Raw genomic sequence first — 26,235 nt, forward strand, 5'->3', positions numbered from 1 at the left:
CAAAATTGGAAAAATGAGACATTCTGCACATCATTAAATTGCCCTTATGATTGAAATTGCCTATTTTATAACAACAACTCCAATCAAACTTGAACAGACAAAAAGAGATAACACTCCGCCGCACCATAGGCCCTTTGGCAGGTTTTACGGTTGTGGCCGGCTCCATGTTGGGAGTGGGCATTTTTCTGTTTCCACCTGCCATAGCCGCTGAGGTGAACTCACTTGGTCTCTTTTTTCTTGTATGGATAATGGGCGGGGTATTTGCTTTTTCGGGCTCAACAGCTTGTGGTGAGCTTGGAGCCATGCTCCCCCATGCCGGTGGAGACTATGTATTCCAACGTGAGGCTTTTGGGCACTCAACTGCTTTTGCAGCCGGATGGGTACTTTTTGGTGCAATATTCTGTGGTTCCATCGCAGGCTTGTCTGTAGCACTATTCCAGTACCAGATTTCAGCCTTGGTCAACTACGACCTAATGGCACCGGTCAGCCATTCCATCCCCATCCCAATGGCCAATCTGTTGGCTACCGCATTAATTGTACTTCTTACCATTGTTAACGATGCAGGTACCCGAATAGCTGCAAGACTGCAAATTGTATTCACGCTGTTACCCGTTATGCTACTATTGCTACTTGGACTCTTTGCGCTGGCTTTCAATCCGTCGACTGAGTTGGTTACGCCGCGATTGAGACCCCAGAGCTTCTCATTTCAAGGTTTAATAACCGCCTTCCTATATGTTAACTTCGCCTATTCCGGATGGCTAAACATCATATACGTTGCAGGCGAAGTGAAAAATCCCGGGCGCAATATCCCCAAAGCCATGTTCAGGGCAACCTTTGCCATCACTCTTTTATACTGCCTCTTGTGTGCAGCATTTGTATTCACCATGGGATATGACAATCTCGCATCGTTACACCATACCGACGCGGGAACAGGGATGGCCAGATATCTAAACAGTTCATTGCTTGCTATTCTGGTACCAGTAACCATCGCCATTGCGGTTGTCACTTCGCTCAACGCATCCATCCTCACCGGGTCACGTGTAGCCTTTGCCATGGCGCAAGACAAGGCCTTCTGGTCTGGTGCTGCAAAACTTAGCCATCGAAATAACGTGCCGCGGCGGGCACTCTGGACTCAGGCAGGAATTAGTATCATTTTGGTACTTACCGGCAGTTTTCACGCCATTATTGAGATGGCCAGCATCGCCATGTTTGTCACGGGTTCACTGACTGTACTATCCCTCTTTGTGCTAAGGCACAAAAAGCCCGATGCGGTCCGGCCATACCTTGCCACTGGCTACCCCTGGGTTCCAGGCATATACTTGTTGCTTTCTACTATCGCACTAATGGGCACCATAAATCAGGCCTTTGGTGCCGATGGAATGAATGGATTCTATCCGTTTCTGGGAGTTGGAATATTGGTGGTTGCTTTTTGGGGTCACAGGATATATCACAAAGGCAAACGCTTAACATCTAACTGACAATTACAATCAAACGATATACGGGTAAAGTGCAATCAAACATCATTGGCATACACTAACCCCAATATAGATTACAATGTGCGTTTATCTGTTCGGATAAACCACAATATGGCAAAAGTAATTAATCCGTTAAGCATCAACTTTTCATAACCCAAACTAAATCCAAACCAGGACATTGCATTAAAATCGATGATGCCCGTAATTACCGGAGGCAGAATAGCTGCAATCGGTGCCAGCCTGTCTTTAATTTGCCAGGAGGTGAAAAGGCCGAACACAAACAGTCCCAACAATGGTCCATAGGTATATCCGGCAAGAATGTAAATTGTATTGATGATACTATCCTGATTCAGCGCTCTAAAGATAAGAATCACAAGAGCCATCACGATTGTGAATCCAATATGAACCTTTATTCGGGTACGTCGCGCTCTGTCCTTATCCATTTTCTCAATCTGAAGAATATCCAGTGAAAACGCAGTGGTTAGTGATGCCAGAGCTGAATCAGCGCTAGAATAGGCAGCAGCCACCAGTCCAAGAATAAACAACACCCCAACCGCAGCGGGCAAATAACCTCCCATTGCCAAAGCAGGGTACAAATCGTCGGCGCGGGCAGGTACCTCAAAACCAACCTGAGCAGCAAACATAAACAGCAACGCACCCAAACTTAAAAACAGTAGATTCACCGGCAAAAAAGCAAGACCATACCAATACATATTCTTTCTGGCATCTGGCAAACTTTTACAAGTCAAATTCTTTTGCATCATATCCTGGTCCAAACCAGTCATCACGATGGTTATAAAAGCTCCGGAAAAAAATTGCTTCACAAAATGGCGTGACGATTTCCAGTCATCCCAAATAAAAATACGTGAATATTGACTCTCCTCAATTGCTGATACCATGCCGGAAAAACTAAAATTCATCTCATGACAAATGTATATAATGGTAATTATCACCGCTGATAACATAAGCACAGTCTGCAAAGCATCAGTCCAGATAATCGTTTTAATGCCGCCTCTGAAAGTATAAAGCCATATAAGACCGATGGTCACCACCACCGTGACAACAAAACTTACACCCAGAGCATCAAAAACAGCCAATTGCAAAACACTCGCCATTAGATAGAGACGGGCTGCGGCTCCGGTGGTTTTTGAAATAATAAATAACAGAGAACCCGCTTTATAGGAAAATATGCCAAAACGGGTATTTAGATACGCGTAAATAGAAGTCAGGTTGAGCTTATAGTAGAGTGGCAACAAAACATTGGCAACCACTACATACCCCAAAACAAAACCGGCAACCATTTGCAGATAGGTAAACTGCTGCGCCTCTACCCATCCCGGGACAGATACAAAAGTGACTCCCGATAACGAAGACCCTAACATGCCAATTGATACAATATACCAAGGCGACCGTCGGTTACCAAGAAAGAAGGTGGCATTGTCGGCATGGCGTCCTGTTATCCACGAAATAACTATCAGCACAAGAAAGTAAGCAGCAATGAGAAGGCCGGTCGTGATAGGATTCATTTTTTCCTGCCAAAATAACAGTTTTTCGTTTATCATGCAAAACAGCACGCCATTTAGAAAGCTACCAAATTTTCGTAAATTTGTATGCTTTTAAATTATTTCTATGAATTCATCCCGCTTTCCATCACGTTTGCTTGAAAATGCCGTCAATGAGTTTTCACGTCTGCCTGGCATTGGCCGCAAGACAGCCCTGCGTCTGGCGCTTTTCATTTTAAAACAGGAGAAAGATGATGTTCAGCGGTTTTCTGAAGCTGTTAAGGCATTGCGTGAAGAGATTCAATACTGCAAAGTATGCCACAACCTCTCCGATGACGAAATTTGTGAGATCTGTGCAAACCCAAAGCGCGATCATGCGCAAGTTTGTGTGGTAGAAAGCATCCGCGATGTGATGGCCATCGAAAATACTCAGCAGTACAAAGGAATATATCATGTTTTGGGAGGTGTAATCTCGCCTATGGATGGCATCGGGCCTGACGATTTAAGCATTAATCCGCTGGTAGAAAAAGCAAGTACAGGTGCCGTTAGCGAAGTGATTTTTGCACTCAGCGCCACGATGGAAGGCGACACTACAAACTTTTATATCTATAAAAAACTGGCCGCTTTCCCCATCTCGGTTACTACCATTGCCAGAGGCGTTTCAGTGGGCGACGAATTGGAATATGCTGACGAGGTAACCTTGGGCCGCTCCCTGGTAAACCGGCTGCCTTTTGAAAAAACACTGTGAGATCACATCAATTAGTAGTATTTTACGCACCTGAAGCCAAAACAAAGAGAAGGATGAAAGTTAACTGAGTAGAAAAAACGCTCACATACGCCGAAGTGTGCATCTTCATTGGTAATAAATCAAAACAAAAATTTCACTTAACTATATAAAGATGAAAAAACCTCATGTTTTTCAACAAATACAATTGATTTTCTGGTTTATTTTTGCTGCACTCCTCATATTTGCGGTTACTGCAATCATGCTTGCCCCAAAGGTAAATGCGACAATCAACTGGTCACCACAGGACTTGGAGACACTTAAGTCGGTTATTGTTATTCTTGCACTGGGAGGCATTCCGGCTGGGTTTATCTTTCATACGCATCAGGTGAAGAAAATACCGGCTGACATACCCTTGCATAACAAACTGCTGCAATATAGAAACAGCTATTTTATTAAAATAGTTACACTCGAAGCCCTTGCAATCATCGCATTAATTGGACATCTGATTTCTGCTGACAAATCATTTGCCATCATATTTGGTCTGCTTTTCGTTGCATACACATTAAATATGCCAAGATGGCAGAACATCATTAAAGAAATAAACGTTGTAGAAGAGTAACTTAAAACATTGCAGTCACCAAACAATTAGCCAATTAAACCTATGATAATAGCCGTTGATTTTGATGGAACCATAGTTGAGCACCGTTACCCTGCCATCGGCAAAGAAAAGCTCTTTGCGTTTGCAACTCTCAAGGCTTTGCAAAAAGATGGACATCAGCTGATTTTATGGACCTACAGGGGCGGAAAACTTCTGGATGAAGCAGTGGAATACTGCCGCAGCAATGGCATAGAGTTCTTTGCTATAAATTGCAGCCATCCAGGCGAAACGCTTGATCCATCCCAAAGCAGAAAAATTCATGCCGACCTTTTTATTGATGATCGCAACGTGGGAGGCTTCCCTGGGTGGGGCGAAATATATCAAATGATTAACCCAGACCAGTCAACAGATGAACATACAGCATTTAAACAGCAATACCAAAAAGCTCAACGCCGAACCATAACAGGTTTCATCAGATATTTACTGGGCCGCGAATAAGATAATTGGCCTGTATTTTGAGCGAAGAAGTAATATATCAATACATCTAATCCACTTATTCACAAAAACACCATGAAAAATTTCAGACTCATCATTATTGCAGTGCTTGCAATCCCATTTTTTAGCAGTTGCGGATACAACAAAATGGTTGAATTACGCGAAGGCGTGGATGCACAGTGGGCTCAGGTAGAAAACGTGTACCAGCGTCGTGCTGACCTGATTCCAAATCTCGTGAACACAGTTAAAGGTTATGCTGCCCACGAACGTGAAACCCTCGAAGGCGTTATAGAAGCAAGAAGTAAAGCCACCTCAGTCAACATCTCAGCCGAGAACATGACCGAAGCCTCACTCAAGCAATTTCAACAGGCTCAGGAAGGCTTATCCTCTGCACTATCAAGGCTGATGGTAGTAGTTGAACGGTATCCGGACTTAAAAGCCAATGAAAACTTCCGTGACCTGCAAGCTCAGTTAGAAGGAACCGAAAACCGAATTACTGTTGAACGGATGAAATTCAATGAATCCACACGCAACTACAACACATACATAGCAAAAATCCCTCAAAAATTCATTGCTTCCATTTTTTCATTTGAACGAAAGCCCTATTTTGAAGCAGAACAGGGAGCCAGACAAGCCCCACAAGTACAATTTTAACTACATACATTTATGGCCGCAAAAATTTTTACGGATGATGAAAAAGCACGTATTGTCAGCTCCGTTAAGCAGGCAGAACTTAACACATCAGGCGAAATCCGTGTTCATGTAGAACGGCACTGCCCGGAAGAGCTAATGGATCGCGCGGCTTATATCTTTGAAGCGCTCAAAATGCATAAAACTGAGCTCCGTAACGGAGTACTGTTTTATCTTGCTGTTGACGACCACAAGTTTGCCATACTCGGAGATGCTGGCATAAACTCAGTTGTTCCTGATGATTTTTGGGAGAGCATTAAAGCCGAAATGACTAATATTTTCCGAACCGGCGAGATGGCTCTGGCCCTCGAAAAAGGAATAGTAATGGCCGGAGAGCAACTCAAATCACATTTCCCCTATCAGGCAGATGACGTTAATGAGCTCCCCGACGAGATCTCGTTTGGAAAAGTATAACCATAAATACGCCTGATGAACTCGTGACATGAAACCATTCTGATTGTTTATACTGAACGAATAGATTGGTAGCCTGATAAGATTTATAGTAGTAAGTGATTGTACTGATAATATTTAAGAACGGTAAAAAACAACCATTCTTTTTATTAACAAATCACATCACATGTCAGGATTTATCTTACGAGAAACATGAAAAATAAAAACAAGATGCTAATGAAAATCAAACATATTACTGCCCTGCTTCTGTTGATACTTCACCCGATGGGTATTTTCGCTGTGGATATGCCGGCACGCCCCACCCCACCCCGGTTGGTGAATGACATGGCCGGATTGCTGGATGCCAGAAGCGCCAACGAGCTAGATGAGCAGTTGGTTCAGTTTGCCAGAGAAACAAGCACACAAATAGCCATTGTAACCCTAAATGACCTCATGGGTTATGATGCAGGTGATTATGCTTTCCGACTGGCCGAGAGTTGGGGCGTTGGTCAGCAAGGGCGCGACAATGGCATTCTTATCCTCATCAAACCAAGAATCAACAACGAACGCGGTCAGGCATATATCGCCACCGGTTATGGACTCGAAGCAGTGGTGCCGGATGCAGTGGCACGCAGAATTGTGGACAATGAAATGATTCCCCACTTCCGGAACAATGATTATTATGCCGGTATATTGTCGGGTGTGAGCATCGTAATGGATTTAACACGTGGCGAATACACAGCCGACACTTATGTGAACCGCACCGGAAGCCGCGAAGAAGCCGCAGGTGCAATTTTTGCGCTTATTCTGTTCATTGTCATCTTTGTTTTTGCAACCAAAGCGCAAAAATCCAAACAAGCATCCATTGGTCATGACATTCCTTTCTGGATATTGTTGTCGATGATGGGCTCCGGCTCCAGACGTCACTCCGGACAATGGGGTAACTTCTCATCAGGAAGAGGTTCCTTTGGAGGCGGCAGCAGTGGTGGATTTGGAGGATTTGGAGGTGGACGTTTTGGCGGAGGTGGTGCCGGTGGAAGCTGGTAAAAACCGTCACATTCATTACACATACAATAAGCCCCGGACTGAAAAGAGATTCAGTCCGGGGCTTAATTTTATCTTTAAAGCAGTGCGTTAAGCAGATGCAATCAGGAAAAGTCTAATCCTACATTTGTCCATCCACAAGAATACGTCCACAATATTCGCAAACAATAATCTTCTTACGCAGCTGAATATCCAATTGTCTCTGGGGTGGAATTTTATTAAAGCAACCACCACAAGCATCGCGGGCAACAGTCACCACAGCCAGGCCATTACGGGCATTCTTACGAATACGTTTAAAAGCTGTAAGCAAACGATCATCGATGCGGGTCTCAATCTCTTTGGATTTGCTCTTTAAACGCTCCTCTTCAACCTGAGTTTCTGAGACTATCTCATTGAGTTCAGCCTTTTTTGCTGCAAGGTCACCTTTACGCTCATCCAACTGTTTTCTGGAGGCTTCACCAATTTCAGACTTGGTTTTCATTTCAGCCGTGAACTCACGAATACGCTTTTCGCATAGCTCAATTTCGAGGGTCTGAAACTCAATCTCCTTAGTCAGAGAATCGTACTCCCTGTTGTTGCGCACATTAGATTGTTGAGCTTCATACTTCTTAATAAGCAACCCAGCATCTTTAATCTCATTCTTTTTGGCAAGAATGTTATCATTTAACTTCTTAATCTCACTCTCGAGGTTGGTAAGCCGGGTCTCCAATCCTTCAATTTCATCTTCCAAATCCTGAACCTCCAATGGAAGCTCGCCCCTGAGGGTCCTGATTTTATCAATCTCAGAAACCACTTTCTGCAAATCAAAAAGCGCCTGAAGTCTCTCTTCTACAGACACTTCGCCAGCACTTGCCTTTGAATCCAATGTTGCCATTCTAATATAGGTATTTAATGGGATTGCTATTTAATTTCGATAAACGGATTGCAAAATTAGGAAATTTATTTGTAAGTATCTCAAAAAAAAGTTCTTTAGTGAACTGCTCACTTTCATAATGTCCTATATCTGCAATCAAAATATTTCCTTCGCCTTCAAAAAACTGATGATACTTAAAATCACCTGAAACAAAAGCATCTGCTCCGGCACCCATCGCGTTTTTTAACAGGGAACTACCACTGCCACCGCAAACAGCTACACGCTTTATTTCGCCTCGGTTAAAATCAGTATGACGGATGCAACCGGTGTTGGTGGTCTGCTTTAGATGCAACAGAAAATCAACTGCTGACATAGATTGTTCTAAATCCCCAACAACACCAAATCCGGCTTCGTGCCAATCATTTGCCAGCGGAACAATGTCAAAGGCGGGCTCCTCATAGGGATGTGCGGCATACAAGGCTTTCACCACGGCATCTCTGAAGTAAAAGGGCAAAATGGTCTCCACACGTACTTCCGGTTCGGTATGAAAAACCTCTTTTTGTCCGGCATAAGGATTGGTGTCTTCTCCCCCTCTGAATGTCCCCTCTCCTGCCACATTAAAACTGCATGAATCGTAATTCCCAATATGACCCGCACCTGCATCAAAAAGAGCCATACGCACTTGTGAAACATTGGCAACCGGCACAAATGTAATAAGCTTGAGCAGACTTTTCTCTCGTGGGGCGAGAATGGTCTGATGCTTCAATCCCAGGCGATTGGCAAGTACACCGCTCACCCCATTCTTAACACTATCGATATTGGTATGCGCTGAAAAAACAGACAAATCGTGTTTAATGGCCATCATAAATATGCGTTCCGAGGCGGTACGTCCGGTCAAACGCTTTATGCCTGAAAGCGTCAAAGGGTGATGGCTAACAATCAAATTACAATTGGAGGCAATGGCCTCTTCCAAAACAGCAATAGTCACATCAAGGGTAATTAAAACTCCGGTTACCTCAGAACTATCATTACCAACCTGCAAACCGCAATTATCGTATGACTCCTGAAGTGCAGGCGGAGCAAACCTTTCGATGCACCTTATAACATCTTTTACCAGTAGTTTTCCCATGTAGTTCACAAACAGCTTAAAACAAAAACGGCCTTATTATAAAATCAATAAAACCACAAACAAGCAACCTTCAGCGACTAAAAAATGACACTACATGCCATCTTTTATCTCCACAAGCATTTCCCGAATCTCCTTTAGTCGCTTTACCACTTCAAAGTTCTCAATGGTATCTTCCCGGTTCTCCTTCAATTTTTTCTCAGCTCCTTTTAGTGTCAGCCCCTTCTCCTTTACCAGATGATAGATAATGTGAAAATTCTCCACATCCTGAGGTGTAAATAGTCTGTTGCCTTTTTTGTTTTTATGCGGCTTAATAATATCAAACTCCTTTTCCCAGAAACGGATAAGCGATGTATTTACATCGAACATTCTGGCTACTTCTCCAATGGTATAGTACAGCTTTTCTATTTTTGGCTCCTTGTAAGGCATAAGGCATTAATTATTTGATTGATGTAACATACAATTTTAACCTTTTTTTTTGATGCATACAAATGGATAACATCGAAACACAATTATGAAAATTGCTCATGCAATATTTAACAACAGCGGTTGCCTTACCCATAAGTCAAAATCTGAATTAGGGCCGGTGCATCTAACACGCCAATCATCCTCTATTCAGTTTCAAAGCATAAAAAAACCAAAACCGGAAGTCGTCTATCTGGCTCCCGGTTTTGATTTTCTTACTACGGCTTAATATCAATCAAATGTTCTGTTACTGTTTGAGGCTATCTGAATCATCTCTTCATATTGCTCAGGCGTCAAATCCTGGAAGAAGTAGTGAGCGGGGTCCACGGCCCGGCCACGGATGCGTACTTCATAATGTAAATGCGGCGCTGTTGATTTCCCGGTGTTACCTACCCATCCTATCACGTCGCCACGGTTGACGCGTTGTCCGGGTCTAACGTTGAAACCATCCATGTGCGCATAAAGGGTGGAATATCCAAAACCGTGATCTATCTCAACATATTTTCCATAACCAATATTGGATGTTGTTACATTCACCACAACACCATCACCAGTGGCATAAATATCGGTGCCTGTTGGAGCAGAAAAATCGATACCTTCATGAAAACGGCGTGTTTTGTAGATGGGATCGATGCGCCATCCCCAACCCGACGCTGTACGTCGCAAATCCTTATTGGAGACGGGCTGTATGGCAGGAATGCAACGAAGCATCTCCTCCTTGCGCATGGTCAAATCAATAATCTCATCAAATGATTTCGACTGAACATAGAGCTGCTTCATGATGCCATCCAGCTTTGCTGAAGTGTTGATTACCAACTTGGCATTATCCAAATCTTCGAGGTAACGATAACGGTTTACACCGCCAAATCCGGCTCGCCTTACTGAGTTTGGTATTGAATCAGCCTGAAAAATTACCCGGTACACATTTTCGTCGCGCTGCTGAATGTCGTCAAGAACAACAAGCACCTGATCAAGTTTTTTGGTCATTATTTCATACTGCGACAACAATCGGGCATTCTCCCTCTCTAATTTAATCTCTCGCGGACTGTCAAGCAAATATACGTATCCAAAAAAATAGACAAAACCCATTACTGCACTGAACAGCGTGAGGGTAAAAACACGTGACACATAATACCTAAAACCCGTTTCAATCTTATCGTAACTTAAAGTTTCCGGGTTATATCTATACTTGACTTTTGACATATGGTAATAAATTTGACGCTAAAATAGAAAAAATCTCCATTAATGAACAAAAATCAGACGATTAATCTATTTTTGCGGCTTAATTATAAATTTAAGTGTGTTCTTTTTTAGAAATTTGCAATTTGTTTTTGCACTTTTGTCTGCTTTGACGAATTCGCTAAAAACAAGGATTTTCTGATATAACAGGAGGCCATTGCAACCACACTCACCGCTCTTACACTGAGACCTATACGTGTGAGACAAAAAAAGGTTCGCGTTATTTTATTTTGTAATTTTTATTAGAGGATATTTTTTTGACAGGTAAAATATGACAGCTTCGGAAATAAGACAAAGTTTTCTGGATTTTTTTGAATCCAAACAGCATCAGATTGTTTCATCGGCGCCTATGGTCGTAAAAGACGATCCAACCCTGATGTTTACAAATGCCGGGATGAACCAGTTTAAAGACATTTTCCTGGGAAACTCTCCGGTTAAATGGCCAAGGGTTGCCAATTCCCAAAAATGCCTGCGCGTATCGGGTAAACATAACGATCTGGAAGAAGTTGGACACGACACTTATCACCATACCATGTTTGAAATGCTTGGTAATTGGTCCTTTGGCGATTATTTCAAAAAAGAGGCCATTGATTGGGCATGGGAATTCCTTACCGAAGTACTTAAAATTGACAAAGAGTGTCTTTACGCCTCTATTTTTGAGGGTAGTGAAGAAGATAAAATCGATAGAGATACAGATGCCTATAACTTCTGGCGTAAACATCTGCCTGAAAACAGAATCGTAAACGGCAATAAAAAAGATAATTTTTGGGAGATGGGCGATTCAGGTCCTTGTGGCCCCTGCTCAGAAATTCATGTGGATTTGCGCGACGCTCATGAAAAAGCAAAATTGCCAGGTGAACAACTGATTAACAAAGACCATCCGGAAGTCATTGAAATTTGGAACCTGGTTTTTATTCAGTACAACCGCAAAGCTGATGGCACGCTCGTACCACTGCCACAACAACACATCGACACCGGAATGGGATTTGAAAGGCTTTGCCGTGTAATACAGCAAAAAAAATCCAACTACGATACAGATGTATTTCAACCCATCATACAGGCTATATCAAAAACATCCGGTATCACATATGGCGCCTCCAATGAGTCGGATATAGCCATGCGGGTGATGGCCGATCACATTCGTACCATCTCGTTTGCAATCACCGATGGCCAGTTGCCATCAAACAACAAAGCAGGTTACGTCATTCGTCGAATTCTGCGAAGAGCCGTACGCTATGCTTACACCTTCCTCAACATGAGGGAACCATTTATGGGCAAGCTTCTGCCTGCGCTTATCAGCACCATGGGCGATGCCTATCCGGAACTTAAAGCCAGACAAGAACTAATTGGTAAAGTAATTCACGAAGAAGAAGAATCTTTCCTGCGCACGCTTTCAACGGGAATAACCCTTCTGGAAAGAATCATTCAGGAGACGAAAAGCAAGGATTATAAAGTTGTAGACGGGAAAGTGGCGTTTGAGCTTTACGACACGTTTGGATTCCCATTGGATCTTACCGAACTCATCCTGAAAGAGAATGAGCTGGTCGTAAACCGAAAAGAGTTTGAATCGGAGATGGAAGCCCAAAAAACAAGAGCCCGCAATGCTGCAGCTGTTGAAACAGAGGACTGGATTCAGCTTATCGAAGATGACAAAGAGGAGTTCATCGGATACGACTACCTTGAAACGGATATAAAAATAGTACGCTACCGAAAGGTAAAATCGAAAAACAAAGAGCTCTACCAGCTGGTATTTAACATCACCCCGTTTTACGCCGAAAGTGGCGGTCAGGTGGGCGACAGCGGATACATTGAAGCTCAGGGTGAACGCATTCCGGTTATCGACACCAAACGAGAAAACAACCTGATTGTGCATATCACCCCAAAACTGCCAACCGCACTCAATGCCACGTTCCATGCGGTGGTGGACAGTCAAAAACGGCAGATGACTGCCAACAACCATACAGCAACACACTTACTGCATAAGGCTTTACGTCTGGTTTTAGGCGATCATGTGGAGCAGAAGGGTTCATTGGTTCACCCTGACTACCTGAGATTTGATTTCTCGCACTTTCAGAAGGTGACCGAAGAAGAGATAAGGAAAATTGAACTTATTGTAAATCAGGAGATACGCAAAAACCTGCCTCTGGAAGAGCATCGCGAGTTACCCATGGCAAATGCACGCGAAATGGGAGCTATGGCACTGTTTGGAGAGAAATATGGCGATGTGGTTCGTGCCATTGCTTTTGGTGACTCAATAGAGTTGTGCGGAGGCACGCACGTTAAAGCTACCGGACAAATTGGAATCTTCCGAATCATCAGCGAGTCGTCGATTGCTGCCGGGGTGAGACGTATCGAAGCTGTTGTTGGCGATAAGGCAGAAGAGCTGATTAACTTGCAAAGTGATGTGCTGAAAGAACTTGGCCAGATGTTTAAAAACCAGGCCAATGTAAAAAAGAATGTGGAGATGTTGATTGCCGAGAACGCTTCACTTGCCAAACAAGTTGATAGCATGATGCAAAGCATGATGCAAATCGAAAAACGAAGCATTCGCGAAAGTGCTGAAACCATGAATGGTGTGCAGGTAATAAAGTCATTGGTGAAACCCATGTTTGTTGCACATCTCAAAGATATAGCCTTTCAACTTCGTGCTGAAAGTGATAAAGATATGGTTGCCATTTTGGGTGGTGAAGCCGATGGCAAGCCGCAGATTGCTGTTATTCTTTCAGAATCGCTTACTCAAAAAATCAACGCAGTAGAATTGATTCGTGCGGTATCGTCTGAAATTAATGGTGGTGGAGGTGGACAACCGTTCTTTGCCACGGCCGGAGGTAAAAATCCCCAAGGAATAGATAGCGCACTTTCAAAAGCCCTGAGCATCGTAAAAGAAAAATTGGCATAACTCTGCTCTAAACAAATAGTTGCTGCCGGATGTTTAATTTCACATCCGGCAGTTTATGTCTTAATGCGCCTCATATCCAGCCCTTAACATCCATTTCGCGGGTTTTTAACTAAATTGACGCGGGTGATTTTGCAAATTTTATTGTACTTTTCTTGACTCATAAAATTTGTTAACATATAAAAGAACAGACTAAATTTGTTGTATATGACCATTGAACGCACATTTGACTTACTGGAAAACCTTAGAAATAACCATAACCGAGAAGATATTCTTGCGGCCAAACGCGAGGGGCAATGGGTTAAATTCAGTGCCGAAGATTACAGCCGCACCTCCAAACGATTCAGCTACGGACTTTTGGCGAGTGGCTTTAAAAAAGGAGACAAAATAGCAACTGTTTCGAACAACAGACCCGAATGGAACATGGCCGACATGGGCATGGCCATGATAGGTGCTATTCATGTGCCAATCTATCCAACCATTGGCGACGACGAATACAAACATATACTTGAGCACTCCGATACGCGAATGCTCATTGTTTCTGACAAAGCCCTCTACAGTCGGCTTAAACCCATCGCAGACACCATTCCCGGCATCGAGAAAGTTTATACATTCAACTATTATGAAGATGCCCCACACTGGAGCGAAATAACAAATTTGGGCGAACAAAACAGGGTTACCTATAAAGACGTTCTGCTTAAGTTGCGCAACGAGATCACACCCGACGATATTGCATCCATAATATACACATCCGGAACAACTGGTTTACCAAAAGGGGTAATGTTAACCCACCGGAATTTTATCAGCAATGTGAAAGCCTGCGCCGGATTATTCGGCATAAAACCAGGAGACCGTATACTTAGCTTTCTACCCATTTGCCATGTATTTGAGCGTATGGTAAACTACCTGTTCCAATTTAACGGATGCAGCATCTACTATGCCGAAAATCTTGGCACCATTGCCCAAAACATGGTTGAGATACAAGCCAACGCATTTGCAACTGTGCCACGCGTAATCGAACGTATATACGACCGTATTGTATCCAAAGGCGGTGATTTAAAAGGGGTAAAACGACTCATCTTTTTCCAATCGCTTAAACTGGGTGAAAAATTCAGAGTAGATGGGAAACACCACTTTTGGTATGGACTTAGGTTGTGGTTGGCACGTAAACTGGTATTCTCGAAGTGGCAAAAGGCTTTTGGCGGAGAACTCAGACTGGTGGTATCAGGCGGCGCAGCGCTACAGCCACGGCTTAGCAGGCTATTCTTTGCCGCTGGCATTCCTCTTTTGGAAGGATATGGGCTTACCGAAACTTCTCCCGTGATTGCTGTAAACCATTTAAGCCGTCCAAACTCTCTCATGATTGGCACTGTAGGCCCCATTATCGACGGGGTAGAAGTAAAAATTGATGAGGATGGCGAAATTCTTGTGAAGGGCGATAACATCATGAAAGGTTACTACAAAGATCCGGAAACCACCGCCAGTGTGGTCGATAATCAGGGTTGGTTTCATACTGGTGATATCGGGACTTTGCTTAACAATCGTTTCCTAAAAATTACGGATCGCAAAAAAGAGATGTTCAAAACATCGAGCGGTAAATACATTGCCCCTCAAGCCATCGAGAACATGCTAAAGGAGTCAAACTTTATTGAGCAGGTAATGGTGGTGGGCGAAAATGAAAAGTTTGCAAGTGCTCTGGTTTTGCCAAATTTTGAATATCTACACGTTTGGGCCAACAACCATAGAATACACTTCCGCGACAACATGGAGCTGATCTCGATACCTAAAGTGCAACAACGCTTCCAGAAAGAGATGGATCACTATAACAAACAGTTGGGCAAATATGAGCAAATTAAGCGCTTCAGACTGGTTTATGAAGCCTGGACAGCACAAACCGGAGAGCTCTCTCCCACCCTCAAGCTGAAACGAAGAGTGTTGTATAAAAAGTATGCAAATATCCTTCGTGAAATATATTCATACGCCGAGGGTGAAGAGAACAGAGGCAAACACAAGTTCAACGATTAGCAGGAGATACAGAGAGTTACAAAAATGTTAAAATTCGGAAAACCACTAAAAAAATGGAGTTTTCTGAAAAATTATTTTACCTTTGAAGCAATTATTTATTTTTTTATTATTATGAACAAAGGAATCGTAAAGTTTTTCAATGACACCAAAGGTTTTGGTTTCATTAAAGATGCAGAATCAGGAGAAGAGTACTTCGTACACGTAACAGGTCTGGTTGACAAAATCAGAGAAAACGACGAAGTGACGTATGACCTTCAGGAAGGAAGAAAAGGTCTTAACGCTGTAAATGTTAAGCTTGCTTAGTTGTAGGTATACACTATAACTTCCGATTGTATAAAAAGGGTTTCGATATCGAAACCCTTTTTATTTTTTCCACAGTGAAAAAACAGCAGAAACACCAAACCTCATCTATTCCTCAAACAAAAGTGAGTATAGCCTCAAAATAGCCGTATGAAGCTCCGAAATGCCAATGTTTCGACTTAAACGGAAGGCTTCACGACCCTGAAACCATATTATGATGGTTGGCACAGTAAATACAGACAAACTGCCCGACACTTCCGGACTCTTCAGCGTATTACAATAAAACATACGCATCAAGGCAAAATCGGCTCGAATCAATTCTGTTACTTTCGGTAACAATGCCTTACACACGCTACAAGCATCATGAGAAAAGTAACCCAGAACGGCTGGCTCTTCAGACAACAACCTATCCAACTCCTCAATATTGCTAACGGTATGTTTTGACATAGAATTTTAGCCTGATGCGCTTCATGTTTTAAAAATCATTGTAACTGCGTAAGCAGATACCCCTTCGCCCCTGCCAACAAACCCCAAACGCTCAGTGGTTGTAGCCTTTATTGAGATTTGCTCTGCCGAAATCCCCATAACCTCTGCCAACACCGTTTGCATTTTTGGAATGAAAGGATTGATTTTGGGCAGTTGCAGACATATTGTAGAATCAATATTTCCAATCTCATAGCCGGAATTACGAAGTATCTCCACTGTTTTTCCCAACAATATTTTACTGTCAATGCCTTTCAGTTCAGGGTCGTTATCCGGGAAATGATACCCAATATCCCGCAAATTGGCTGCACCAAACAATGCATCACAGATGGCATGTATAAGTACATCGCCATCGGAGTGCCCCACCGATCCTTTTTCAAAAGGAATCTCAATACCACCTATCCACAGCTTATAGCCAGAAGCGAGCTGGTGGACATCATAGCCCATACCAACCCGCCAATTCAAATTGTTCATTATGATACTATTTCTTCATTTGATCCAAGTCAATACCCAAGGTAAACCGAATGGTATTTGCAAGTGGATTATTCTGTACTACAGGAATAATGTAGGATGCATCCAACGTTAACATATTAAACTTCAAACCAATCCCGGCAGTAAAATGTTTTCGGTTGCCCTTGTTTTCATGTTCGTGAAAATAACCTGCACGTATGGCAAATTGCTGATCATACCAGTACTCGGCACCCAAGGCATAGCTTATCTCCTGCATCTCCTCCTTGAAACCACCGGGCGCATCAGAAAACGACCTGAACATGGCCTTTGTAACCGACATGTCCCGATAGGTGTCAGGATAAAATATTTCTCCATCTTCGGCAATACTTAAACCAGGCGTTGGCACCAACAGCTTGTTTAAATCGAGTGAAAATGAGACCGCATTGTAGGCATCCAACTCGGTGGAAACTCCCACACCCAGTCTCATATTGGTTGGAATAAACTGCTTATCAAAGCCATCATACGAGATTTTGCTACCAATATTTGAAATGTTGATTCCTGATGAGATTTCTGAGTTGCTACCAAAAAGATTTGTGTTGCTCCTGAAGTAAAAAGCCAGATCGGCAGCAAATGAGTTTCCGGCCGATAACTCGCCATGCTCCGAAAAACCCTGAAACAGGTCAGAACGAATATACCTGAAAGCTACTGCTCCTGAGAAGTATTCAGACAATAATCTGCTGTAGGCCAAATCGAGGGCAAACTCATTGGGCTTTACCTGATAGCCTATATCTTCCTGTGATGTTCGAAAGGTAATGTCGCCCAGAGTGAAATAACGCAACGAGCCACTAACCACCTGCATCTCATCAATACGCATAAAACCAGTGAGATAATACATATTGATATCATTCACCAATTTTCTTAACCAAGGCGTATAGGACATGGCCACGCCCATGTTTCCATCAATAAAAGCAAACTTGGCCGGATTCCAGTGCTGTGAATTCACATCAGGTGTGGATGCCACACCAGCATTTCCCATACCACCTGCACGCGAATCAGGTGCAATACCCAAAAACGGCACCGCAGTACTGATGATGTTAACCTGTCCACCCAACTCGCCCGGATCAATGGCGCCCTGGCCAAAAATCGAGAAGCAGGTTGATGATGACAGGAACAAAACAACTATCCCTCGTAATAAAAAATCCTTCATGTGTTATTAATTGATTTGTTTGTTGCACATATTACACCCCGCGCTCGGGGCAGTCCATTATAGCATAACAACTAAAACAGCGTTTTATTATGGACGAACCAATAATTTTTCTACTACCTGAGCCTCTTTACCTGTTTCGGTGCGTATCTGGAAGCGGATAAAATAGACGCCAGGCCTTGAAACACCCAAATATTGCATCGACAAGGGCATTGGGGAAACGCGATTATTCTGAGCCACCGTGCGCAGAATCTGCTTTCCGGTGGTAGCTCCGTTCAAATCCATGACCTCTGCCGTAATTATCAATGCCGCATTTGGCTCTTCCAGGTCGAAGGCGAAATAGCCGGTTGCCTGCCCCGAAATAGGGTTAGGAGACCATGTAAAATTACTGATTTTTAAATCACTTCCGGTACCCACCACAAAATGTGTTTCTACGATGGTGGAGTTGTTATGCGTATCCCACACTCGAAGCGCCAGCTGATGCGAACCGGCAGGTAACACAGGTAGCTGAAACACAATTTGTCCCTCCTTATAAGTGTCGGGTTTGGCCTGGAAGTAATTATTGAGCACAATGGGCTCGTTTCGGTTTCCATTAATTATCAGAATTATGTCGTGACCAATGCCTGAGCCGGAGGTATTTATACCGGAAGGATCAAAAACATTGACATAAAGCATAGGTGATGAGCCAGTTACATCTCCGGGTTTAAATGATGGGTGATTCAGGTAGAGATTAACCTCCGGCCCATCGTTGTCAGGGAGCGCATTCACATCAAATCCACCCACAACAATATCCCTGAATGCTCCGAAAGCCTCTCCATATTGTGGAGAGTGAGCATAATAACTTATCTTCCCTCTGGCGAAATTGTATCGGATGTCATGAGGTACCACAAACTCAGTAGAGAACTCCCCGTTAACCACCGTGGCTTTTCCTTTAAAAAGAATATTCACAAAATGTGAAAACTCGAAAGGCGTGGCTCCATCATTCCCTAGCGTTCTCACATTCATTGGTTTATCATATATTGTAACATCAACAGTACCATTGAAATCAGCCAGTCGCTGTCCGTTTCTGTCAGTAACTTCTGCCTGTAGAACTGCCTTTGAGAGAGCTTTAAGCGTATCCAACTCAGCACCAACAGGATTTCCATTAACGCTAAGTGTATTGATGTAATAATCCGGATAGAGTAACTTCACAGCCGGGTCGCCCAGCAACAAGAAGTTTAACTTATTCACACTACTTCCCGCCGAATTTTTGGTATTCATAATGATATCGCCCAATGAGGGTTTACTACCATCTTCATTTTTCTTGAATACATGATTAAAAAAAGCGTTGTTAAGCTGAAAGTTAAGACTTGAAAAAACGACTCTGGTGGTAGTCAAAAGGCCTATTCCACCGCCGTTGGGAGTGAGAAAAATCTGCTCTCCTGCCGAAACTTCTGCCGGATTGTCAAACCGGCTAAACTCGCAAGTAGCTGTCACAAACAGTGGCAATCGCCTCATATTGATCCAGTTTGAGATACTGTTATTGGTAATGAGCATCTCATCGGCCAAATAGCGTGGATTACCATGGCCCACGTAGTTCATGATTAATGTACCCTCATTCACCGTACGGTTGATGTAGTTATGGGCATCCGGAGATAGTTTTCCGGTTGAGACGGTGGTTTTACGGTAATTGTCGAGGTAAATCTTGCGTACATCAAATTCCTGATGACTGTTCTCAATCTTTTGGGCCAGAAAATCTGCATCGCGCTGGTGTATGTTAAAGTCGCCATCGTCAGCAATAAAAGTGACCAGCTTGCGCCATTGACCGGGATCCTGATTCTCATAGTATGATCTGATTTTGTTCACGGCAACGCGGGCATCGTCAACGTTTCTAACCGGGAAACGTCCTATTCCGATATCGAGCCGGTCAAAACGTATGTCGGCTCCCTCGTTGCGATCGAGGAAACCAAAATAATCATCGGTAACATACGAATTTGTGCGGTGTATTGAATTTTCAGACTGATAGGTTACAATTAAAGATCGTGTTGCGGGATTCTCTGTGCGATTGTCATACGAACCGTTGCCAAATAACAACAAATATTTAGGCGCTTTGGCGCGATCATCTCCCGCTCTTTCGTAGAGCATTCTCATGAAAGAACGAATGGCCGTTGGGTCGCGATGCCCCCAGGAGAACTCATTAAAAATCTGCTCATCTAATACAACCAAAGTAGAAAGACCATTGTGTTGCTGATGAATGGCTGCAAGCTGGTTCGCAAAAGGAAGAAAATCCCTGTGTGCCACAATTACATAATCTACCGGTTGAGTGGCATGCAAATCCTGATTTTCAACAAAACCAACTCTCTCGGGCACAGGCAACTGTCCGGAAGGATTAAAAGCAACATACTCCCGATAGCTTGCCGATTCAGCCACAAATTCGAGTCTATTGGTGCTATGAACGGATGGTATATCGGCTAGGGTTAAAATATTTGTCACATCCCACACACGCGTTTCGGCCAATACATTTCCCAGTGTAAATCGTGAAATATTTCCAGCATTCCCCGATTCATAGTCTCTGAAGAGAAGCTGTGCACCATGCATTTGAAGGTGGCTTCGCGCGTTTAAGGTTATGTAATCCAGTCGTCCAAATGATGTAGGCGCCTGATCGGTATATCGCATACGAATATTTATATTTTGACCACCCGATGTAAAGGATGCTGTACCTGATTGCTCCTGTGCAAAAAAACTGTCACTACCTGAAAGCGAAACAGCAGGTACCATAAGCACCAGCGAAGGAGCCGCGGCGTCATTCACATAATACTCAAAGGAGTTTACGGCAGCAGACCGCCCTACAACAGCGGTATTAATTTTTATAGGTTTTGCGACATCCCTCGACGGTAACTGAAACTCGAAGTTACGCTCCAGCCGCTCAGAAACATTAAACCGCTCCCCATACCATTTCCTGCCCGAAGTAATAATATTGACCAATTCATTTTCATGATACACTCTTTCGTCAAAATGTGTTACCTCATAATTAGGCGTACGAACTTCGGCAGGCAAAGTGGCTACCTGTTTGGTTTGAGGTGCATCTTCTGTAAGAAAGTAAACCGCTTTTTCTGAATAGTAGTGCAAGGTATGGGTAAACATTTTTATATTATCGTTCCACTGCCACGATACTGGCCCATTGGCAAAAAAGTAAAGATTGTTGTTGTGGTGCCATACTGCAACCTGTGGCAAGTCATCGGGACGATCAGCGCTGTTAACCTGCGGAACCATCTGTCCGCCAAAACCAAAAACAGAGACATTTGCCGGTGATGAAAATCCCCACGACGATAGCGTTGAATAAGGAATTCTGTGCACCCCGGTCTGATTGACCGCAATCTTTAACCACCGACCACTGGAAAGCACTGAATTGGCGGCAAACGCATCAGCAGAAGCCGATTTGAGCCGGACAATATCATCAGTACTATAAGCCACAGAGATGTCAAAATCCGTAATGCGCTCTACATTGCCATCCCTGTTGCGCAGAGGAACCAATTCAACCTCAACAAAAGCCTGCTTGCGGATATAAACCAGTCCATGATTCACTTTAGCTTCCACAAAAGGGATGCTTGCGGCATCATAATCCTCTGACGGTTGCCAGATAACATTATCCAGTTGAACACCAATGCTGTTTGGCATGACATGATTCTGAACAGGAAGCCGAAACCGGTATACAGGCAAACCTCCATCCAGATGGCCTTCTCCCTCAAATGGCAGCATATCAGGCCCCTCAAAATGAATCCAATCAATACTTTGGCTTGCTGTTACAGAGTGATTTTGAGCATCGGCCCAGGCAGCCAACACTACTAAAAAGGATAACAAGAAGAATATCTTACGCATCTATCAAACGATTATTTGGCTTTTCTACGAAAATAAATCAGATTTGTTTAACAGGTTGCAGCCTCAATTGTTTATGAATTAATCTGCACAAAACCAACAAGCTATATAAATCACATCAACCTGCAAAAATGACACCATAGCCGGAGCATTAATATTATCAGGGTAAAATTAGCATTTCCTGATTTAATAACGTTTGCTGCGCAACGAAATTGCAATAACACAAAAATATTCGCTGATAGAAAAAAAAAGATAAAACTCCGTACCAAAAGTCAATTTTATGCGTTTAAAGAGAATGACAAAAAGCGCATCAGCGCCCTTATGCTAATATTTCAACATAAAAATGAAAAAAGTGAAAATAGCGACCAATTTGCTATAACCTTTTTATATTTTTGCAGTATAAAGCCAAAGGTTTAGATACCTAACACGTTGATTTTTTAATATATTTGTTCTTTTTAAAATATCGAAAGTCAGAATTCAAGAACATAAGCTATGAGATTTAGATCCAGTTTATTACTTACCATTATTGCCGCCGGATTGGTACTTGCTTCCTGCGGAAGAGGAAAGCGCGATGTATCCTCTACCACCGGATGGGCATACAACAACCCCAAGTACGGAGGTTTTGAGTATCGTTCAGGATACGAACAACAAACCGGCCCCGGTCTTGTCTTTATTGAAGGTGGTACCTTCATAATGGGACAGGTGGACGAAGATGTGATGCGCGAATGGAACAATGTTCCTCGCAGAGTTACAGTACCTTCATTCTACATGGATGAAAGCGAAGTCCGCAACGTGGACTATCGTGAGTACCTCTACTGGATTCAAAGAGTTTTCACCGACTATCCTGAGGTGTACCGCAAAGCGCTTCCCGATACACTTGTATGGCGCAGACCATTGGCATACAACGAGCCTTTGGTAGAGAACTATTTACGCCACCCGGCTTACAGCGACTACCCTGTTGTGGGTGTAAACTGGCTGCAAGCTAACGACTTTTGCGCCTGGCGTACAGACCGCGTCAACGAACTTATCCTTGTGGATATGGGCATTCTTGACCTGGACATAAACCAGCAAAACGAAAACAACTTCAATACCGAAGCCTATCTGTTAGGTCAGTTTGATGGAGTAGAAGGCCGCCGCCCAATGCGCGACCTTGACCCCAACAGGGACACCCGCAGAGTAAGAGCTGACGACGGTATTTTGCTGCCCCGTTATCGCCTCCCAACAGAAGCTGAATGGGAATATGCAGCTCTTGGACTTATTGGCAACTCTTATCAGGAGCGTATGACCAACCGCCGTATTTATCCATGGGATGGCCATATTGTTAGAAACCCAAGCAAAAAAGAGCGTGGTAACATGATGGCCAACTTTGTTAGGGGAAGTGGTGACTACATGGGTATGGCCGGAAGCCTGAACGATGGTGGTGACATTACCGTTCCAGTAAAGTCATACTATCCAAATGACTACGGTCTTTACTGTATGGCCGGAAACGTGAACGAGTGGGTTGCTGATGTTTACCGTCCGCTATCTTTTCAGGATGTTGAAGAGTTCAGCCCATTCCGTGGTAACGAATTCCGCACCAAAGTGCTTGATGAAGAAGGCATCGTAGTTGATAAAGATGAATTTGGACGCATCCGTTACCGTTCGGAAACTGATACTGACATTCAGGATCGTAACAACTACCGTACAGCTGACAACCGTAACTTCCGCGATGGGGACAATGTTTCCAACATTTCAGGTGGTGAAGGATGGATTGAAGGCAGTGCCACTACCGGCAGCATGTATGCTGGCAGCACAGGATCTCTTTCAAGTATGATTTCTGACCGTTCACGCGTATATAAAGGTGGTGGTTGGAGAGACCGTGCTTACTGGTTGAGTCCTGGCACACGCAGATTCCTCGACGAACGCGAAGCAAGAGACGACCTTGGTTTCCGCTGCGCAATGACCCGCGTAGGCTCACCAATGTCATCGAAAAAAAGATAATCTGAATATATCAGATACAAAAAAAGGCTGGATTTTTATTCCAGCCTTTTTTTGTGCATTTTTGCGAATAAAATAAACCATCCAGCCATGAGCTTAGCCTATTTGTACGACTGCTATTTAGCATCTGGAAAAGTCACTACAGACAGTCGGAATTGCGCACCCGGCGCCATCTATTTTGCTTTAAGGGGAGACCGTTTCAATGGTAATGATTTTGCCAGGTCGGCTCTTGAAGCGGGTTGTTCTTTGGCGGTTGTGGATGATGAATCATTAAAGCATACCCAGGGTTGCTATTGGGTGCAGGATGCCCTTGCCGCCTTACAACAAATCGCATCCCATCACCGAGCGATGACTGCTGTGAAAATAGTAGGAATAACCGGCTCAAACGGAAAAACCACTACCAAAGAACTAATGGCCGCTGTACTTGGGCAAAAGTACAAAGTGTGGTTTACACAAGGAAACCTTAACAATCACATAGGCGTGCCCTTGACATTGCTGGCCATGCCTCCAGGCACCGAGTTGGCAGTGATTGAAATGGGGGCCAATCACATAGGTGAAATTGCTGCACTTTCGAAAATCAGCCAACCCGATTATGGTTTGATAACAAACGTAGGCAAGGCTCACATCGAAGGGTTTGGCTCTTTCGAAGGCATTAAAATAGGCAAAGGCGAGCTATACCAACATCTAAAACAGAAAGGTGGCGACATTTTTATCAATGGCAACAATGAGCATCTTACAGCCATGCTTGGATCATACAACGGCAATGTTTTCAGGTATGGATCAAACCCGGAATTTGAAATTGTCTGTAAAAATGCCTCGGCCTCGCCAATGCTCAGATTTGAATGGAAAGCTCAGGATACCGGTTGGAACCCGGTTAACACCAACCTGACCGGTCTTTACAATCTGGAGAATGCGCTGGCCGCCATTTGTGTGGGATACCACTTCGGGGTGGAGAAAAACCTCATCGGAAAAGCATTGTCAGAATACGTACCGGAAAACCAACGTTCACAACTCACCAAAACAGAGACCAATACGGTTGTTCTGGATGCCTACAACGCCAATCCATCGAGCATGACGGCAGCGCTGGAAAATTTCAGCCAGATGAATGGGACAAACAAAGTGCTGATACTTGGTGAAATGAAAGAACTGGGGGAAGAGAGCATGGCTGAACACCGTCAAATGGTTCACCTCATTGAGAAAACCGACGTTTCCACCTGTTTTCTGGTTGGAGAAGAGTTCAAACCACATGCGCCAAATAAGCCAGGTTTCTTTTGGTTTGAATCCACGGATGAACTTATTTCCTTCATACGATGCAATCCGATACGTAACGCGCTTGTATTGATAAAGGGCAGCAGAGCCAACCGACTTGAACGGACTATGGAGTTGCTTTAACCCTCGTCATTCTATAGATAGCCCTAAATAAAAAAACGAAGCTCTGAGAAATAGCGCTTCTTCCGAATGAAAAAATCCATAACCACTGAACCCTTGTATATTTCAGAATGTTTGCGACAAACCAGTAAAGGTTTTAACGCGTTACGTTTACGGTAAAATTTGATGAAATATTTCAAGAAATGACGATGCGCCTTTGATACAGCAAACGCATTGTTCTTTTCACCATTCACAAGAAAATTAAGAAGGGCAGCAAAATCGAGAAAAAATCGGGCTATAATTAATGGGAAAACCATGAAACCCGCTTTGTTTTTCAAGAGAAGAAACAAGTTGTTTCGAAAATTAAGGTAGGTTTTATTGGGGTTCTCATAGTTGAGTGTACCACCACCAAGATGAAACACCTCACTTGATGGCACATAAAATATTGAATGACCTTGGTTTTTAACCCTCCAGCACCAATCAATCTCCTCCATGTGGGCGAAAAAATCAGAATCTAGGCCGCCAGACTCAATGAAAAGTGATGTGCGCACCATTAATGCTGCACCACTGCCCCAAAATATCGGCCCCGCCTTATCATATTGATGTTGATCCTCTTCAGCCACATTGAAAATACGCCCTCTGCAAAAAGGGTATCCAAAAAAATCGATAAAACCACCTGCTGCACCGGCATACTCAAAATGAGATGGCTTTTTATAATCTTTGATTTTGGGCACGCATGCAGCAGCTGTTGGCGTACTAGCCATTAGCGCAATAAGCGGCACTAACCAACCCCGCCCCGGCGCCACATCTGAATTTAACAAAACTGACAATTCGGTATCGACGAGCGAAAGCGCCCGGTTATAACCACCGGCAAAGCCCATATTTTCGCCAAACGCCAAAATCTTTACCTCAGGAAAATTCTCCTTTACCCACTCTACCGAACCATCGCTTGAACCATTGTCTGCCAAAACCACATCCACACCAGGCATGGCGGAGTGTTTCACCACCTCAGGCAAAAACGTGCCAAGAAGCTCTTTTGTATTCCAATTGAGAATGATAACAGAAACGGTCAT

General features: G+C 43.5%; 22 protein-coding genes. 12 read left to right on the forward strand and 10 right to left on the reverse strand.

Annotation, left to right across the window (positions count from 1 at the left end):
- The first annotated feature begins 89 nt into the window (after positions 1-89).
- Positions 90-1,478, forward strand: a complete 1,389-nt coding sequence (locus ALKIM_RS0105400) for an APC family permease (protein ID WP_026473742.1) — start codon at positions 90-92, stop codon at positions 1,476-1,478.
- 71 nt (positions 1,479-1,549) lie between these two features.
- On the opposite strand, the gene ALKIM_RS0105405 is transcribed toward ALKIM_RS0105400, so the two are convergent.
- A complete protein-coding gene (locus ALKIM_RS0105405) occupies positions 1,550-3,001 on the reverse strand; it encodes a sodium:solute symporter (RefSeq protein ID WP_026473743.1) in 1,452 nt (483 codons plus the stop codon).
- Between the two features lie 103 nt (positions 3,002-3,104).
- Here ALKIM_RS0105405 and recR point away from each other — a divergent pair, with 103 nt between their 5' ends.
- The 6 genes from recR (at position 3,105) to ALKIM_RS0105435 (ending at position 6,924) form a co-directional block, all read left to right on the forward strand.
- Entirely contained in the window at positions 3,105-3,725 is a 621-nt protein-coding gene (gene recR / locus ALKIM_RS0105410) for a recombination mediator RecR (protein ID WP_026473744.1), read from the forward strand.
- Between the two features lie 151 nt (positions 3,726-3,876).
- On the forward strand, positions 3,877-4,323 hold the full coding sequence (locus ALKIM_RS0105415; RefSeq protein ID WP_026473745.1) for a hypothetical protein: 447 nt from the start codon (positions 3,877-3,879) through the stop codon (positions 4,321-4,323).
- A gap of 42 nt (positions 4,324-4,365) precedes the next feature.
- Positions 4,366-4,800 (forward strand): BT0820 family HAD-type phosphatase, encoded by a 435-nt coding sequence (locus ALKIM_RS0105420; protein WP_026473746.1) that lies wholly within the window; start codon positions 4,366-4,368, stop codon positions 4,798-4,800.
- 72 nt (positions 4,801-4,872) lie between these two features.
- Positions 4,873-5,451, forward strand: a complete 579-nt coding sequence (locus tag ALKIM_RS0105425) for a LemA family protein (protein ID WP_026473747.1) — start codon at positions 4,873-4,875, stop codon at positions 5,449-5,451.
- A gap of 12 nt (positions 5,452-5,463) precedes the next feature.
- Complete coding sequence (locus ALKIM_RS0105430) at positions 5,464-5,901, forward strand: TPM domain-containing protein (RefSeq protein WP_026473748.1); 438 nt, start codon at positions 5,464-5,466, stop codon at positions 5,899-5,901.
- 213 nt (positions 5,902-6,114) lie between these two features.
- Entirely contained in the window at positions 6,115-6,924 is an 810-nt protein-coding gene (locus tag ALKIM_RS0105435) for a TPM domain-containing protein (protein ID WP_026473749.1), read from the forward strand.
- Positions 6,925-7,042: 118 nt separating this feature from the next.
- Here the strand turns inward: ALKIM_RS0105435 and ALKIM_RS0105440 are convergent, their stop codons facing one another.
- The 4 genes from ALKIM_RS0105440 to ALKIM_RS0105455 all read right to left on the reverse strand — a co-directional run bounded on the left by ALKIM_RS0105440 (position 7,043) and on the right by ALKIM_RS0105455 (position 10,568).
- Entirely contained in the window at positions 7,043-7,795 is a 753-nt protein-coding gene (locus tag ALKIM_RS0105440; protein WP_026473750.1) for a zinc ribbon domain-containing protein, read from the reverse strand.
- A 1-nt stretch (position 7,796) separates the two neighbouring features.
- Positions 7,797-8,903: a Nif3-like dinuclear metal center hexameric protein gene (locus ALKIM_RS0105445; protein WP_044117766.1), complete on the reverse strand. Its 1,107-nt coding sequence runs from the start codon at positions 8,901-8,903 to the stop codon at positions 7,797-7,799.
- 90 nt (positions 8,904-8,993) lie between these two features.
- Entirely contained in the window at positions 8,994-9,329 is a 336-nt protein-coding gene (locus ALKIM_RS0105450; RefSeq protein ID WP_026473752.1) for a MerR family transcriptional regulator, read from the reverse strand.
- Between the two features lie 267 nt (positions 9,330-9,596).
- Complete coding sequence (locus ALKIM_RS0105455; RefSeq protein ID WP_026473753.1) at positions 9,597-10,568, reverse strand: M23 family metallopeptidase; 972 nt, start codon at positions 10,566-10,568, stop codon at positions 9,597-9,599.
- A 307-nt stretch (positions 10,569-10,875) separates the two neighbouring features.
- On the opposite strand from ALKIM_RS0105455, the gene alaS reads away from it, so the two are divergent.
- The 3 genes from alaS (at position 10,876) to ALKIM_RS0105470 (ending at position 15,828) form a co-directional block, all read left to right on the forward strand.
- Positions 10,876-13,503: an alanine--tRNA ligase gene (gene alaS, locus ALKIM_RS0105460; protein ID WP_026473754.1), complete on the forward strand. Its 2,628-nt coding sequence runs from the start codon at positions 10,876-10,878 to the stop codon at positions 13,501-13,503.
- Positions 13,504-13,707: 204 nt separating this feature from the next.
- Entirely contained in the window at positions 13,708-15,525 is a 1,818-nt protein-coding gene (locus ALKIM_RS0105465; RefSeq protein WP_026473755.1) for an AMP-dependent synthetase/ligase, read from the forward strand.
- Between the two features lie 111 nt (positions 15,526-15,636).
- Positions 15,637-15,828: a cold-shock protein gene (locus ALKIM_RS0105470; RefSeq protein ID WP_026473756.1), complete on the forward strand. Its 192-nt coding sequence runs from the start codon at positions 15,637-15,639 to the stop codon at positions 15,826-15,828.
- A 105-nt stretch (positions 15,829-15,933) separates the two neighbouring features.
- Here ALKIM_RS0105470 and ALKIM_RS0105475 read toward each other — a convergent pair whose 3' ends face one another.
- From ALKIM_RS0105475 to porU, 4 genes are all read right to left on the reverse strand, one after another.
- Positions 15,934-16,272, reverse strand: a complete 339-nt coding sequence (locus ALKIM_RS0105475; protein WP_026473757.1) for a thioredoxin family protein — start codon at positions 16,270-16,272, stop codon at positions 15,934-15,936.
- Positions 16,273-16,293: 21 nt separating this feature from the next.
- Entirely contained in the window at positions 16,294-16,782 is a 489-nt protein-coding gene (gene ispF, locus ALKIM_RS0105480; RefSeq protein WP_026473758.1) for a 2-C-methyl-D-erythritol 2,4-cyclodiphosphate synthase, read from the reverse strand.
- 7 nt (positions 16,783-16,789) lie between these two features.
- Complete coding sequence (gene porV, locus ALKIM_RS0105485) at positions 16,790-17,965, reverse strand: type IX secretion system outer membrane channel protein PorV (protein WP_026473759.1); 1,176 nt, start codon at positions 17,963-17,965, stop codon at positions 16,790-16,792.
- Between the two features lie 87 nt (positions 17,966-18,052).
- Positions 18,053-21,820: a type IX secretion system sortase PorU gene (porU, locus tag ALKIM_RS17740; protein ID WP_052345421.1), complete on the reverse strand. Its 3,768-nt coding sequence runs from the start codon at positions 21,818-21,820 to the stop codon at positions 18,053-18,055.
- 489 nt (positions 21,821-22,309) lie between these two features.
- On the opposite strand from porU, the gene ALKIM_RS0105495 reads away from it, so the two are divergent.
- Positions 22,310-23,797, forward strand: coding sequence for an SUMF1/EgtB/PvdO family nonheme iron enzyme (locus ALKIM_RS0105495; protein ID WP_026473760.1), 1,488 nt, complete (start codon positions 22,310-22,312; stop codon positions 23,795-23,797).
- Positions 23,798-23,884: 87 nt separating this feature from the next.
- Entirely contained in the window at positions 23,885-25,186 is a 1,302-nt protein-coding gene (locus tag ALKIM_RS0105500) for a UDP-N-acetylmuramoyl-tripeptide--D-alanyl-D-alanine ligase (protein WP_026473761.1), read from the forward strand.
- Positions 25,187-25,209: 23 nt separating this feature from the next.
- Here the strand turns inward: ALKIM_RS0105500 and ALKIM_RS0105505 are convergent, their stop codons facing one another.
- Positions 25,210-26,235 carry a glycosyltransferase family 2 protein gene (locus tag ALKIM_RS0105505; protein WP_026473762.1) on the reverse strand — a complete coding sequence of 342 codons (1,026 nt, stop codon included), beginning with the start codon at positions 26,233-26,235 and terminating at the stop codon, positions 25,210-25,212.

Source organism: Alkaliflexus imshenetskii DSM 15055, from assembly GCF_000517065.1.
GTDB lineage: Bacteria > Bacteroidota > Bacteroidia > Bacteroidales > Marinilabiliaceae > Alkaliflexus > Alkaliflexus imshenetskii.